We start from the raw sequence: 15229 nt of genomic DNA, 5'->3' as shown, positions 1-15229 counted from the left end.
TTTCTATTGAAAGGAGAAAACATGAAATCAAATTACTTTATAGGAATAACTTTATTATTAGTAGTTCTTCTTTTTGGCTTTACTTTGAAACAGTTAGGGGTTATAACAATTCCTAATAACAATGTAGAAGATAAGAGTGATATTACAGAAAATCAAAGTAGCTCAGAGAAAGGATTAGATGAGGAATTAGATGATTTACAAGAGATAATGGAGAGACAAGCAGAAAAATATCCAGATACTTTCTTTCTTAATAAACCAACAGAGGAGAAAGTAATTGCCCTTACCTTTGATGATGGCCCAGAACATATAAATACACCGGAACTTTTAGACCTCTTTAGAGAAGAAGATATTAAAGCTACCTTCTTTCTTTTAGGGGACAATGTAAAACAATTCCCTGAAATTGCACAGCGCATGGTAGAAGAAGGACACCAAGTTGCTAATCACTCTTGGGATCATGATAATTTTAAAGAATTAAGCAATGAAGATGTATTACATGAGCAAATAATACCAACATCAGAAGTGATTGAGAAAGTTACAGGGGTTTACCCTACAATCATTAGACCACCATTTGGTGCTATGAATGATGAAACTATCGAATTCTTAGGATATCAAGGTTGGAAGATAGTTAACTGGTCAGTTGATAGTTTTGACTGGCATTATGCTGAAGATACCCATGAAGAAATCATAGGACAAGTAGAAAGACATTACCACCCAGGAGGAATTATACTACTGCATAATGGTGTTATGCATAAACAAACTGTTGAAGCATTGCCTGGAATAATCGAATTATTACGAAAAGAAGGATATAAATTTAAGACTATTGATGAATTACTCTTTTAAATTTAATTCTCAAAAAACTATTATTGGAGGAAATTATTATGCTCCTACATTATAATACACCACTTTACAAGAAATCTAAATAAAAAATGCGACCAATCTCCTTTTTTGATATAATATCTTCGACCAAGAAGAATCAAGAAAGGAGAATCAGTCGCATGAATATTATATCAAATAATCAAAATAGTATCTACTCTATAATCAAAAAATTTGCTAATTATTATCGTGATCTTTTCACAAAGAAGACTTTTAAAATGTTCTTTTGGGTTATAATTTCCATTATAAGCTTTGATAAAATTCATTCTCTCAGATTCATCTGGAATAATTTTATCTCTAAGCATATGAATAGTAGCCTAAATTCCTTATACTACTTCTTTTCATATAGCAAATGGAGCTTAGAGAAGATGATGAAAAGAACAGTAAGTTTACTTTTAGATATTATCCCAGAAGAACTAAAAGATAAAAAAGTACTTCTAATTATTGATGACACTCTTCAAGAGAAATTTGGTAATAAATTCGCTGGTCATAATAGCTTTTTTGATCATGTTAGGCGTAATAATAGCAATTACTTGAAAGGTAATACTTTCGTTTGTTTAGCTATATCTATACCTGTTTCTCAATCGGAGAATGGTATTGAATATAAAACAATCCCAATTGGATTTAGATTATATAAAAAGATAAAAGTAAACTGACTATTGCTCAAGAGCTAATAGATAGCGTTATAGAATTATTGAGTGATAAAGATATTACTTTTCTCTGTGATGCATGGTATACAAAAGGTGATACAATTGATTGTGTTAAAGAAGATGATAATTTAGAACTTATTAGTGCTGTTCGTTGTGATACCTCTATTTATGAACTGCCTCCCCCCCCAAATGGAAAAAAAGGAAGAGCTCCTATTTATGGTGATAAATTAAGCATTGAAGATCTAGATTATAAAAAAGTGGGTGATTACTATCAAACTACCAAATTAGTTAGAACCAAATTATTCAGGGAAAAGACTGTAGAAATTATGGTTACTGTTAATGATGTTGATGAATTTAAAAATCCTAGAATGTTCATTAATACTAATCCTGATGAATGCAAGTTAGAAGAGTTCTCAAAGCCAAAAAGAAAGACTAACAAAAAAGATAATAATTTTACTATTGGTTCTTTTAGTGATTATGAAATAAGCTGGAGTATAGAAGTTATCTTTTATGAATTAAAAACATTTTGGTCTTTTGGTAATTATATGGTTCGTACAAAGCAAGGTATAGAAACCTATATTAATCTTTTGGGATTAGTCTATACTTTTGTAAAGATTCTTCCCTTTTGGGTAGAAGAATTTAATGAATTAAATTCTTTAAGTCCTCAAGAAATAAAATCCCAGTTAGCCCCTTTTTATCTATTCTGTAAAGCAAAATTCAAGTTTTTAATTCCTACTTTCTTAGCTATATCCATTACTTCAATCACATTTTGAAACTCCACCTCTTGATCGGCAAAGATAGCAAGGCTATTTTGTGGGGTATCCCTCAATTCATCCTCTAATAGATAACCTAACTCTTCTAATTGGACATTTCTCTCCCCTAGATATACTCTTCCATCCTTGGTAATTGCAACATTTATCTTCGTTTCTTGAGTGCTTTCAACAACTTCAGTATCCGGCAGTTGAATCTCTGACTTTACCTCCTCTAAGTTCAATGTAGAAGCTACTATAAAAAAGATTAAGAGCAAAAATACAACATCTATCATTGGAGCTAAGTCAAGATCAAAATCAGGCTTATTAATCTCATACCCCATCATTAATCCCTACTTCTTTGATATAATTGACCAACTCGGTCTGCCTCTTTTGTGAGTTTCTAACTATACGTTCTAGTTTGCTAATAAAATATTGATAAGCCCCGAGTGCTGGAATAGAGATTACTAATCCTGTAGCAGTAGTCAGTAAGGCTTCCGAAATACCACCTGCTAACTGCTGAGGTTCTCCACTCATAGCTAAAACATTTGAAAAGTTCTTATCATTCCTGTGACAGTCCCTAATAGACCTAAGGAAGGGCTGACCTTGCCAATAAAATTCAATAAACCTAAGTATTTTTCTAATTTGGGAAATTCACTCAGTTCAATCTCTTCCATCTGTTTTTCAATCTCTTCAACCTCTTTATCTAAGTTAAAGATACCTTTTTTTAAAATCTTAGCAATTGGCCCTTCAATCTCTTCACAAAGCTTAATTGCTTCCTCAGCCTCTCCTGCTTTTATTTGCGCTTTAATCTCAGCCATTACCTCATCATTAATCTCCTTAGGAGTTCTAGAAAAGTGATATAACCTTTCAATAATAATTGTTAAAGCAATTATCGAACAGATTAATAAAGGATAGATGACCATTCCGCCACTCTCTAATAGATAATTCATAATACCACCTCTTTACCTTCTTAATTCAAATTTTACTGGTACTAATATCCAAGATTCAACTACTTCATCATCTTTCTTCGTTGGATTAAACCTCCACTGTTGAACACTCTCCTTTGCTGCTAGATCCAAGCGTTCATATCCAGAAGATCTCTTAATTTCAACTTCTTTAACTGACCCTTGCGAATTGATTAAAACCTTTAAAACCACTTTTCCTTCAATACCCCTTCGCCTCATTGCTTGCGGATAATCCGGTTCTCTATAATCTGCTATAGAAGGAGGTAGAATACCTGAACTAGGATTTCCCTGGGTTAAATCCACTCTAGAGTCAGCAGGGCTTTCTTTATCTCCTTTTACTTCCTTAATTAAGTCATCTTCATCATCCATTTTAAACCCATCATTCTCTATCTCTGGCTCCTCTTCAATCTCCTCATCCACTTCTTCTTTATCTTCAAATTCCTTTTTTTCTTCTTCTAGTTCCTCCTGCTCTGTCTCTTCCTCTTCAGCCTCTATTACTTCCTTTTTTGGTTCCTCTTTTTTAGTTTCTGGCTCAGTTTCTACTTCTTCTTGTTCAACTTCCTCCTCGACTTCTTTCTCTTCTTCTGCTTCTATTTCTTCATCCTCAATCTCTTCTTCAAACTCTGCTTCCTCTTCTACTTCTTCTGCAGCTTTTTCTTCAGTCTCTGCTTCTTTTTCTTCTATATCTTCTTCCTCAACCTCTACCTCTTCTTGCTTGTCGGGCTCTTCTGTCACTTCTTCCTCAGTCTCTACTTCTTCTTGTTCTGGCTCCTCTTCTTCACTTTCTTTATTCTGGTCTTGTTCTTCCGTTTCCTCCTTATCCGTTACTTCTTCTTCAGTTTCAATTGGAGAAGATGGAGGCCCTTCAGCTTGAGCAGCCATCTGAAACCTCAACTGTTGTACTAAGTCAGAATCAGCTTGCCCTACATCATCTCCTAACACATGATCAGACAATAAACTGAAAGCTAATAGATGAACTGCAACTGCTAAGATAAAAGCCACCCGCAAGGGAGTGATTAATCTATTAAGCTTTTTCTTTAACTTCATCATTACCATCCTCCATCTTCGTTATTACTTTAGGTTAAAATTTCTTGCTTAAGTTTAACATGTAGTTACGTTCTGGCATCGGATAGCCATCTCTAACTTCATACTCTTTATCAAAGAGATTATTAACTTCCAATGCTACTTCTGTATCTCTGGGAAGTTCATGAGCTACTCTTAAGTCGGTTACAAAGTAACTATTTGTTTCTGTATAATCCAAATCATACTCCTCATGCTTTTCATGCTCTTTTTCTGTTTTACTATCAAAAAATCTTCCAGTTATATTTACATTAAAATCTTTTTTATTATAATTAAGTCCTAAATTAACTATATGACTCTGTTCAAGCTCTTCAGTATCCATTTCTACATATCCAAATACATCTTCAACATATATATCTTCATCCTCGCTTTCTACAAATTCTTCATAATAAGTATAATTAAAATCAACAGACAAACTATCACTTAGATGCCTATTTAAAATTAATTCTCCACCTGTAATCTTAGCAGAATCAAGATTATCTGGTGCCCAATCAAGAAAAGGATCAGCATTTTCATGATCAATTGGCTCCCATTTAATCATATCATCCACATCTCTTCTGAATAAACCAAATTCACCCCTTGTATTCTCACCTAAATACCTAATCCCTGTCTCATAGGCTTTACTTGTCTCTGGCTCTAACTCTGGATTAGCAGTAAGATCATTGACTGTTGGAGCCTGATAAGCTCTTCCCGCTGACGTATATAAATTTAAATGATCATTCAAATTATAGACACTTCCTATTCGAGGACTAAACTCACTCCCATATTCTTCATGTTCATCATAGCGACTACCAATTGTTAATTTAAGAGAACCACTCACCTGCCAATCATTTTGAGCAAATAAAGCATAATTCAATGCACTTTCTTTTCCTATTTCTTTCCTTTCTAAATCAACCGTCAATATCTCCATATCACTATCAATTTCATATTGCCTAATCTCTAAACCATAAGTTAAGGTATGGTCATCGAAGCGTCTGACCTGATCGAAGTCTAAACCAATTCTATTTATTTCATGAGTATTACTTCTTTCATCTTCTTCCAAGTCATTTGGATCTGCCGAAAAAAATGGATCTCCTTCTTTAATCTTTTCACCTTCAGAATAATAATAAACTTCCTCTTCTTCATCATAATAATACTTAGTTCCCCAATCATCATCAGGATCAGTATAATACCCATCATCATAGTAATCCGTCTGGCTATCGTTATAATAAACCACTGCATTACTAGTTACACCATCTTTTTCCCGATTCCACTGTAGATTAACATTTTTATCTTCATCATCATTTCTTGCATTATAATCTGGCCAATAAACAGATCCAGGAGCTCCTTTCTCTGAATTATTATATTGCAGTGATAGAGCCAGATCAGAGTAATCACTTAGTCGATAATCAAATTTTGTAAAGACTATTTGCTGTTCTAAATCACTATTCTGCTCCCGATGACCATCTGACTCTTTCCAGGTTGCATTTACATTATAACCCAAGTCACCTGTACTTCCCCTATGGCTTAAATTATAATTCTTAGTCCCAAAAGAACCAAAAACAGTATTCAAGCTAGTTTCAGGTTCAATAGTTCCACTTTTAGTAGTAATACTGACCACACCAGCTGCTGCATCTGCCCCATAGATAGCAGAAGCTGGCCCACGCAATACTTCAATACTCTCAATCTGTCCTATCGACAATTGTCCTAAATCAATACCTCCACTCTGTGGATCATTCATTCGCTGGCCATCAATTAACACTAAAACATCATCAGCAGAGGAACCACGAATATTAATTTCTTTCATTCCTGCCGAGCCACCATAATCTGTAATATTAACTCCCCCTACATCCCTCAACACATCAGCCACATTCTGAGCATTACTCTGTTCAATATCCTCTTCAGTAATTACATCCACACTGACTGGCGTTTCAGACAACAACTCCGGATGTCTAGAAGCAATAACCACAAACTCATCCAAGGTAAACCCTTCAAAACTTATTTCCTCCTCAACTTCTTCAGCTAATGCAACTGGTACTATCAATAAACTTAACATCAAAACCATAAATAAAATCAATCCACTCTTCTTCATTTTCTAATTTCCCCTTTCTTTATAGTATTATTTTAAAATATATTAAAAAATCCTCAATCTTCATAATAAAGATTGAGGATGATTAGGCATTATACTAATCACCTACTCCCCTTTACCATCGAAGATCAGTAGGTTAAATAATTAGGTAGGTCTCCTGACTTCTGGCTGTAAGGACTTTACCTTCCCTGGAGGCTAGTAACTAGTAATTAGTGATTAGTGATTAGTTACCAATTACCAATCACTAGCTACTAGTTACCAGTTGCTCCAAGTGGTCTTATTAAGTCCTTTTAACAGTCAATAATTAATAATTTTTGATTTTACCTTTGAACTTCAACTATTCACTATTCATTATTAACTATTAACTGCTTTTTTTCTACCAGTTACAGTGGCGGGTCCGTTCAGGATTCTCACCTGATTCCCTATTCTCCTTTAGCCGTAACTAAAGGCACCTAATTATTTACTATTCAATTTTAATACTTCTTACTTAAAATATTCACCACAAACCTAATTTCCCCTGCCCCAAAATAAATAAATTTCATTTTTTTCTATAAATTTCTTAATATCTTACATCTTAATCTTCTGATTTAACATCTCTAGTACTTCATACTTTTCCTTAACCACCAATGGATCTTCATCCAATAACTTTCTAAATAAACTACTACCCTTCCCAGCAGTATAATCTTTATCCTCTATCCCAACTTGATCAATTATAATTACCTCTTTACCTTCCTTGATGGCCCACAATGCAGCTTCCAAATTCAATAAATTCCCCGGGCCAAAAGGAATATCAGCTAAAACTACAGTATCTACCCCTTTAATCTTAGCCAAATTAGCTTGATGCTGTTCTTTACTGATTGACCTAAAAGGAGCTTCACTGATTATTTCAACTCCATATGATTTGGCAACTTCCCAATCAGAATCCTGTTTATTGACTACCCCACAACTAACCTGATAACCCATCTCAACTAAATTCTCCATCAACTTCCGACCACTTCCACCACCACAGATCAGATGCACTTTGTGGTCTAATTGTTGATTGGGTAAATAGCAATTATCAACTAAGGTTACATAGGGGCGATTGCTAGGATAATTTCTCCTAATAATCACCTTCGAGCCATAAACCTCTTCTATATTTTCGGCAGTAATAATCTCCTCTGGAGTTCCAAAGCCATAAATTTGACCTTGATTAAGCAGTAGTAACTTATCACAATACTGACTAGCAAGGTTTAGATCATGGATTACAATCAAGATGGTTAACTCCTGCTCCCGATTGAGTTTCCTTAATAACTCCATCATCTCTAATTGGTAATTAATATCAAGATTAGAGGTAGGCTCATCTAATAATAGGACTTCCGGCTGTTGGGCCAACGCCCTAGCCAAAATTACCCTCTGCCTCTCCCCTCCACTTAATTGATTAATCCTTCTATCAGCAAATTGAGTAGTATTGGTCAGCTCCATCGCTTCTCTAACAATCTGATAATCTTGACTGCTCTCACCTTTGAATCTAGAAAGATAAGGGGCTCTCCCCATCAATACTATCTCTTCAACTGTAAAATCAAAGTTTATCGTCGTATTTTGCGGAACTACAGCCAACCTCTTAGCCATCTCTTTTTTAGCCAACTTTTGCAGATCAAGCTCGTCTAAATAGACCTTTCCCTGATCCGGCTTAAGAATAGAGTTTATATTCTTAAGCAAGGTTGACTTTCCAGAACCATTAGGGCCAATCAAAGCTATAAACTCCCCTTGCTCAATTGCAAAACTGACTCCCTTTAAAATCTTAGTCAACTCATTATATTTATAACTTAACTTATCAACCTTAAGCTTAACAGCCATTATCAACCATCTCCTAAAACCCTGTTCTTTTCTTCTTATGTAATAGATAAATAAAGAAAGGTGCTCCAAATAAAGAAGTTATAATTCCTACTGGAATCTCAGTAGGAGCAATCAAGGTTCTTGCTAATAGATCGGTCAGGATCAAAAAGGCTGCTCCAACTAAAGCTGAACTTGGAATTAAAATTCTATGATCTGGGCCAACCACTAACCGCACAATATGAGGAATAATCAACCCAACAAACCCAATCACTCCACTTCCTGCTACTGCAGCTCCTGCTAATAAAGCACCAGCTAACAAAAGCACCTTCTTTATTTTTTCAACTTCAATCCCTAAGCTTTGTGCCGATTCCTCTCCTAATAACATAATATTCAAATCCTTAGCCAATAAATGAATTATAACATAGCCAATTAAAATATAAATCCAGATCATCCCTACTCGTTGCCAACTACTGTCAGCTAAACTTCCCATCGTCCAAAATATAATTCGTTGAATACTATCATCATTAAAGACCATTAATAAAGAAACAACAGCCGATAGAAATGAACCAACAGCAATCCCAGCTAATAATAATGTAGCCACAGCCACCTTCCGACCACTCTTTGCTAAATTATAAACTATAAAAGTAGTCCCCAAAGCACCTATAAAGGCAAGTAAAGGAATTGTATTAAATCTTAAAATATTGACATCCAGATTAAAGACCATTCCTAAGGCAGCTCCTAAAGAAGCCCCAGACGAAATTCCAATAATATAAGGATCGGCCATTGGATTTTTTAATAATGCCTGAAAAGCAGTACCAGAAGTTGCCAGCGCCACTCCTACCAAACCTGCCAATAATACTCTAGGCAATCTAAGCTGAAAGACAATCATTTGATTGATTTCATTATCCTCTAACTCAATCAACTCACTTAACACAGGAATCTCATTAATTAGTATCTTACTTACTTCTGAAAATGAAATTTCAGTTGCACCCAAACTAACCCCTAAAATTGCTACTACAGTCAAACAGATAACTAATCCCATAATTATCCCATACCACTTTAGCTTTTTATCTATCATCACACACCTCTTCCATACAGCCTCTTCCTTTAATTAAATAATTCTGGATGAATTACTTCAGCTAGCTCCTCTAAGGCAAGTATCAACTTTGGCCCGGCACGATTCAACAAATCAGCATCTAAAGGATAGACCCTTCCTTCTTTAATAGCCTTAATAGATTGAAATTTCTCCCTAGCTTGAACTGATTCTTTACTAGCTTCACTTTCATGAGAAACCAAATAGATATCAGGATTCTGTGCTAATAAAACCTCAAAGTTATACTGTGGCCACTTCCCTTGAGTATCATGAGCTATATTGACCCCACCAGCTAAATGAATCAAATCATCAATAAAGGTACCTGCACTTGCCGTATATAAGGGCTCCTTCCAGACCTCATAAAACACCTTTGGTCTTTCATCATCTGCCATATTCTTCTCAACAATCTCTCTTACTTCAGTAATTTTATCATTCATCTCAGCTATTAGACTGACTGCTTCCTCCTGTTGACCTATTAACTCTCCTACTGAGCTAATCGTCTCGATAACTCCATCGACACTCTCCGGTGCTAATGCCACTACATTAATTTCTAGTTGCTCCAATCTTTGAATCGTCTCCTTAGGAGTAAGTTCGGAAGCCAATACTAAATCAGGCTGTAAACCAATTATCCTCTCCATACTTGGTTCTGTGATTGTACCTATGTTAGTTATCTCTTGGGCAGCTTTAGGATAATCACCATACTCTGTAACCCCTACTAGCTTCTCTTCTCCTCCTAAGGCAAATACTATCTCAGTATGGCTAGGAGCTAATGAGATAATCCTAGCTGGCTCCTCTTCAACTACAACCTCTTTTCCTAAATCATCAATGATATTTACAGGGTAGTTTCTTGCCACAACTATATTTCCCCCAACAAAATAAGATGTTATTAAAACAAATAAAAATGTTAATACTATTAATCTTCTTATGTTTTTCATTACCCCATCCCCCCTTAATAACTTAAAGCTCTCAGCTAAATTAAAGCCTGCCATTACAATACTTCGCAGACAACTAAATTTCTCTGCCCCCCGTCTTAGTGTACAATTTACAATTTACAATGTACAATTGACAATTAGAATTCAAATTCACACAATCAAAACACTAAAACCCTCAATATCTGTAAAACATCCTGAGACTAGATGTTCACTCTTCCAATATTTCCTTTTAGCTGAGAGTACTCCTTTTCACTCTCTTAATTTAAAACTCCTCAACCTTCGTAACAAAGATTGAGGATAATCAGCCGTTATACTAATTACCTACTTCTTCTTGCCAGCGAAGATCTGTAGGCTCAATGATTAGGCAGGTCTCCTGACTTCCAGCTATAAGAACTTTACCTTCCCTGGAGGCTAGTAATTAATAATTTGTGATTAGTAATTAGTTACCAATTACCAATCACTAGCTACTAGTTACCAATTAATCCAAGTGGTACTAAAGTCCTTTTGCAATCAATAAGTAATAGTTTTGCTTTTGTGAACTTCAACTATTCATTATTCACTATTAATTGCTCTTCTGCTAGTCACAGTGGCGGGCCCGTTCAGGATTCTCACCTGATTCCCTATTCTCCTTTAGATATAACTAAAGACACCGAATCACAAGCATATTCGATTTTAAAAATCCTTAATTCTACATAAATTATTCAGCATAAATCAAATTTTCCCTGCTTAATTTTAATTTAATTTTCAAAAATACTTTAATTGACTAACCTTCTTTTGACCTTTTACTTTACTAACTTGATAATATATATATCCTTATATTCGGATATAATAAGATAAAAATAAAGGACAGAGTTAATATCCGAAATAACATCTGCTCTACTGTATTTCCAGCCTCATCAGGCTTGTCAGTACCCAAAAATTGACCTATTACCCCCCATACCTTGAGCAGGCATTCTAATTACTGAAGTAATTCTATTAGCTATTCCCCAAGCAGCAAGAGTATATGTACTAAAAGCAGTTACAATTGAAGTCATAACTGCTATTGCTAAAGACAAAGCTGACATCCCAATCGCAGCTGGAAAACCAACCTTAATTATTTGCTTAACCATCTCTTTATCAGGTTTAAGATAATCTAACTTGAGCTTAATCCCTTTCTTCCAGTAAAGAATAGATACATTCCTATAATTGCTTCGATAAAACGAGAAAATATCGTTGCTATAGCAGCACCCTTAATACCTAACTTCGGAAACAAAAACCAACCAAAAATTAAAAATATTAGTAGAAAAGATAAAGAAATTGCTGCTAAATACTCTGCTCCTAACCTTCCTACCCAAAAGGTGTCAGCTAAATTATACATCAAATGCATAGCATCACCGATTATGATTGGATAACTAAGAGCTAATAAAGTAATTAATATTTTTTATCAGTCAAATTTTCGCTACGATATTTATTTAACAAGGTATTACTAATCTTATATTGAAATTGATAATAAGTTGTATATGGCTCATCAGTAAGATAACTCAGTACATAAGTACATAATGTCCCAATTCAGCATTACCACCACCATTTTGTCGTAAGTCAATAATTAAATAATCCTGCTCATAGTTTTGCTCAAAAAAGTCATCTATAAAATCTCGATATTCATTTATATTAAAACCAAAAAATCTATTCAACTAAAGCAGAGGAACCTTATATCCATCTCCCTTTAAATAATTTTCACTATAGGGAATAAATTCACCCCAAAACTAATCTACTTAATTAACCTAATACCATTATACTAAGAATGGGCGTATAACTTGATTTATGCGACAGTGGTCTATCCTACATATAACACCTTATATATAATCTATAATTTTACTCATTACTTTTGCATAGCTATTGTTAATTCTAAGAAATTAACAAAAGAGCAATAGTTCCAGCTGCCAAAATACCCCACAGAGTGCGGTGTTGATCCCATATTCGCCTTCCGTTGTAAGACTCGAAAGGAAAAAAAGGAAGAAGCACCTCATATATCAGCAACGAATACGCCAGAAAGAATGAAATGCGAAATAGGTCACTTATCACTGCAGGTGCAATACTAGCAATTGCTAACGCTTTATAGACCAAAAGAAGCCAAGCAAGAATAAGCACCGAAAGTGCACCAAAAAACGATACAATTGCAAGCTGTGATAATTTTTTGCGATAGCTCCACCGAACCAGCTTAGGATAATATGACCCCGGAGACGGAAAAATTCCCCCAAATAAAATAGTAATAATTACTGAGAGCGTAAGTCCAGTTTCCCAGATTCTATACTGAAGTTCACACCCAAGCCGTTTCGCAACTAACTTCATTGCCAACGAACGTATTCCAAATACCAAGGCAACTGCAATCGGTAGCTGCCACATAAGTTCAGTTGATGCTCCGACACGAAAATGTTGAAGCATTAGAATAACTGACATAATCAACACATTAGCCCACCAAGCTAATACACCTCCACCTACAACCTGCCGAGTATCTTCTAAACTTACAGACTCTTTTGGACTCTGGGACATACCCCCAGATCTAGCCCAAAGAAAATGGCCAATATCTATTGTATGAAATGTTTTTGGCCCTATTTTTAGTAAACTAAGACCATATCGGCGTATCTGCTGCATAACACTAAGCGGCATAAAACCTTGATCAGCAAAACGATTACTCGAATCAGTATTATAACCCTCAACTGTTGTAAACATCTCGTCACAACCGAGTTCTTGTAATTTTCTAACCGAATGTTCAATTAATGCACTAGCTACGCCACGACCACGTGCTTTCTGCTCGGTAAATAGCCACTTTACGACACCACCAAGCCGATTTCTCTTGAAAGTAAAAGTTTCAAGCACAACAACTCCTATAATCTCTTCTGAAAGTTCATACACATAGGTATGTTCAGTCGTTTTAGCTAAGCTACCATGTAAAAAACCAAAAGAGCTTTTAGCAAGGCTTTTTATCTTAGCTTCTTCTTCCTCTCGCATTAGGCGAATTGCTTCTATCAGTATCATCTCCTCCTTTTTATTTAGGAAGCAATCTTTTAAACTTTAGTAATATTCATTGTCTGTTTTTTACCTGTTTACAAAACTTCTACTCCTTTAATTCATTTACTTCTTCCTTTAACTGCTCTATCCCTTTTTTGAGGGAATATACTTACAAGATAGCCGCTAAAGCAAAAACAAACGTCACAAGAGCTAAGAATCCTACAGATTCCATTTTTCAACTTTTCTATTTCCACATAAGATATTTTCCCCTCCAAAAATACCTCATTGCTGTAATATTATCCACAACCGTAATTTTTTTAAATTTGAAAACAACTAACACACTACTGTAAGGGATTGTAATAACTCTTCAAACTCTGCCATCTTTTTATCTTATCCAAACCCCCTCTTAGCTCTATAATTCTCAATTCTCTATTCTATCCTATATGTTCCTGTATTAGAATCCATAAAAATAGATAAGCGTGGTGGGAAAAATGTGAAGAATTATTAATATTAACCTAAAATAATGAAAATAATTAATCCTGAAATATCAACAGTTTTTGAAATTTTTCTTTTCATAATATTAATACCCCTATGTGTTAGGATAGTTGTCGTAAAGAGTAAAATCTGTGTATAACGCATTGTGCTAATAGAAACAAATTAACAAATAAGTTGAAATTTATCATAGATAAATCAAAGATACCTTCTGATTTAATCGTATGATTTTTTCTATAGCTTAGTTAGAATACTAGTTCTTTTATATGCCCAATATTTACAGTTTTACCCAAATGTTTATTGATAAAGTAACATAAATTATGGGCTAATAATTTAGTTTTAATTCTAGTTATTAATCCCCAAAATGATTTTGCATTTGCTTTTGATATGTTTAATTGTTCAGTAAGTTGCGAAAAGGAAGTTTCAATTCTTCTCCTTACTTTAGAAATTAAATTTCTAAATGATTTAGGGTATGGATCTTTACTATTACTACGTTTAAGAGGAAATAAATCGATATTCTTTTCCTGTTTTAAATCAGATTTTATGTCTTTATCGACATATCCTTTATCACCCAAAATTTTTATTGAATTATAGGGTGAAATTAAATCCCAAATAGCAGCTCTATCATCTATATTTGCTGGGGTTATAACAAAGTCAGTAATATAGCCATTAAGAGTAATAAGTGTATGTAATTTAAAACCAAAGTAAGTTTCTTTTTTAGAAGCACAATATCCATAATCAGCCCTATGAAAAACCTTATGAAAATGTGCTCTGCCAAAATTGCAGACAGGAATAGGCATACTGTCAATAATTCTATATTCATCTAAATGATAACCTAAGATTTTAAATAATTTCTCACGTATTTGTTCAATTACATCATGGAGATTTCTACGAGTTCTATTAAATCTTGTTCTGTGACAAATATCAGGAAATAAGTCTTTCAGGTTCTTTTTAACAAATTCTAGCCAAGATTTTTCTGAATTGATAGTTAATAATTCACCTACGATGCTAATAGTAATTATTTCACTATCAGTATTTATTGCTTTATCAACATTACGACGATTTTTAATATATGTTGGGGTTACTTCTTTGTAAGTATCATCAATTATCACAAAAGATACTGTAATAAGGTCTTTTAAATCTTCAATTTTTGTGGTAAAATAGTCTCTAGACTCCAGCATATGTTATTCCTCCTATCTTGGATTCTGGGTGTTTCCATAGATAGGGTAACATTTTTGCTGGAGTTTTTCTATATCTAATTTTAAAAATTAAGGTTCTTCCTCGATTTTTGTGAAAAATAAATTAGCTGACATACCTAATATCAACCTATATGAAAATTATGGATAATAATTAATAATAAAACATTGATTGTTTTCCTAGTGAAACTTGATAAATGTCTTATAGACTATAGTTATCTATAATTGATAATAATGTAAATTTAAAAATTAGGCTTATCCTACTTAATTATTAGCTTAAAATTCAAAATAATTCAGGAGCATTTGAATTCTGCTAGAACTC

15 protein-coding genes and 2 riboswitches are annotated in these 15229 nt (G+C 34.1%); of the genes, 3 read left to right on the top strand and 12 right to left on the bottom strand.

Going from position 1 to position 15229, the window contains the following annotated elements:
* Positions 1–21: 21 nt before the first annotated feature.
* From MWH25_RS02190 to MWH25_RS02185, 3 genes are all read left to right on the top strand, one after another.
* Positions 22–840, top strand: coding sequence for a polysaccharide deacetylase family protein (locus MWH25_RS02190; protein WP_248625344.1), 819 nt, complete (start codon positions 22–24; stop codon positions 838–840).
* A gap of 86 nt (positions 841–926) precedes the next feature.
* A complete protein-coding gene (locus MWH25_RS13005; RefSeq protein ID WP_345947214.1) occupies positions 927–1529 on the top strand; it encodes a transposase in 603 nt (200 codons plus the stop codon).
* Positions 1530–1567: 38 nt separating this feature from the next.
* Complete coding sequence (locus MWH25_RS02185) at positions 1568–2296, top strand: hypothetical protein (RefSeq protein ID WP_282706855.1); 729 nt, start codon at positions 1568–1570, stop codon at positions 2294–2296.
* Here the strand turns inward: MWH25_RS02185 and MWH25_RS02180 are convergent.
* The 12 genes from MWH25_RS02180 to MWH25_RS02130 form a co-directional block, all read right to left on the bottom strand.
* Positions 2218–2616 (bottom strand): ExbD/TolR family protein, encoded by a 399-nt coding sequence (locus tag MWH25_RS02180; RefSeq protein ID WP_248625342.1) that lies wholly within the window; start codon positions 2614–2616, stop codon positions 2218–2220. The genes MWH25_RS02185 and MWH25_RS02180 overlap by 79 nt on opposite strands.
* Positions 2606–2809 carry a MotA/TolQ/ExbB proton channel family protein gene (locus MWH25_RS12845; RefSeq protein ID WP_282706854.1) on the bottom strand — a complete coding sequence of 68 codons (204 nt, stop codon included), beginning with the start codon at positions 2807–2809 and terminating at the stop codon, positions 2606–2608. The genes MWH25_RS02180 and MWH25_RS12845 overlap by 11 nt, the downstream gene beginning before the upstream one ends.
* Positions 2810–2811: 2 nt before the next feature.
* Positions 2812–3225, bottom strand: a complete 414-nt coding sequence (locus tag MWH25_RS12840) for a MotA/TolQ/ExbB proton channel family protein (protein ID WP_282706853.1) — start codon at positions 3223–3225, stop codon at positions 2812–2814.
* A gap of 12 nt (positions 3226–3237) precedes the next feature.
* Positions 3238–4290: an energy transducer TonB gene (locus MWH25_RS02170; protein ID WP_248625340.1), complete on the bottom strand. Its 1053-nt coding sequence runs from the start codon at positions 4288–4290 to the stop codon at positions 3238–3240.
* Between the two features lie 31 nt (positions 4291–4321).
* Entirely contained in the window at positions 4322–6391 is a 2070-nt protein-coding gene (locus MWH25_RS02165; RefSeq protein ID WP_248625338.1) for a TonB-dependent receptor plug domain-containing protein, read from the bottom strand.
* 127 nt (positions 6392–6518) lie between these two features.
* Positions 6519–6859: riboswitch (cobalamin riboswitch) on the bottom strand.
* Between the two features lie 96 nt (positions 6860–6955).
* The gene (locus tag MWH25_RS02160) at positions 6956–8224 is read right to left on the bottom strand and encodes a heme ABC transporter ATP-binding protein (RefSeq protein WP_248625336.1); all 1269 of its coding nucleotides are present in this window, start codon (positions 8222–8224) and stop codon (positions 6956–6958) included.
* Positions 8225–8237: 13 nt separating this feature from the next.
* On the bottom strand, positions 8238–9281 hold the full coding sequence (locus MWH25_RS02155; RefSeq protein ID WP_248625334.1) for a FecCD family ABC transporter permease: 1044 nt from the start codon (positions 9279–9281) through the stop codon (positions 8238–8240).
* A gap of 29 nt (positions 9282–9310) precedes the next feature.
* Positions 9311–10285, bottom strand: a complete 975-nt coding sequence (locus tag MWH25_RS02150) for an ABC transporter substrate-binding protein (RefSeq protein WP_248625332.1) — start codon at positions 10283–10285, stop codon at positions 9311–9313.
* 289 nt (positions 10286–10574) lie between these two features.
* Positions 10575–10897: riboswitch (cobalamin riboswitch) on the bottom strand.
* A 236-nt stretch (positions 10898–11133) separates the two neighbouring features.
* On the bottom strand, positions 11134–11337 hold the full coding sequence (locus MWH25_RS02145; RefSeq protein WP_248625330.1) for a hypothetical protein: 204 nt from the start codon (positions 11335–11337) through the stop codon (positions 11134–11136).
* A gap of 23 nt (positions 11338–11360) precedes the next feature.
* Positions 11361–11606 (bottom strand): hypothetical protein, encoded by a 246-nt coding sequence (locus MWH25_RS02140; RefSeq protein WP_345947215.1) that lies wholly within the window; start codon positions 11604–11606, stop codon positions 11361–11363.
* A 509-nt stretch (positions 11607–12115) separates the two neighbouring features.
* Complete coding sequence (locus MWH25_RS02135) at positions 12116–13246, bottom strand: GNAT family N-acetyltransferase (RefSeq protein WP_248625326.1); 1131 nt, start codon at positions 13244–13246, stop codon at positions 12116–12118.
* A 710-nt stretch (positions 13247–13956) separates the two neighbouring features.
* Complete coding sequence (locus MWH25_RS02130) at positions 13957–14892, bottom strand: IS982 family transposase (RefSeq protein WP_248625324.1); 936 nt, start codon at positions 14890–14892, stop codon at positions 13957–13959.
* Positions 14893–15229 lie beyond the last annotated feature (337 nt).

The organism is Natroniella acetigena, assembly GCF_023227745.1.
GTDB classification, from domain to species: Bacteria; Bacillota; Halanaerobiia; order Halobacteroidales; family Halobacteroidaceae; genus Natroniella; species Natroniella acetigena.
Note: the sequence above shows the minus strand (reverse complement) of the source record. Positions and strands in the feature narration are given on the sequence as shown.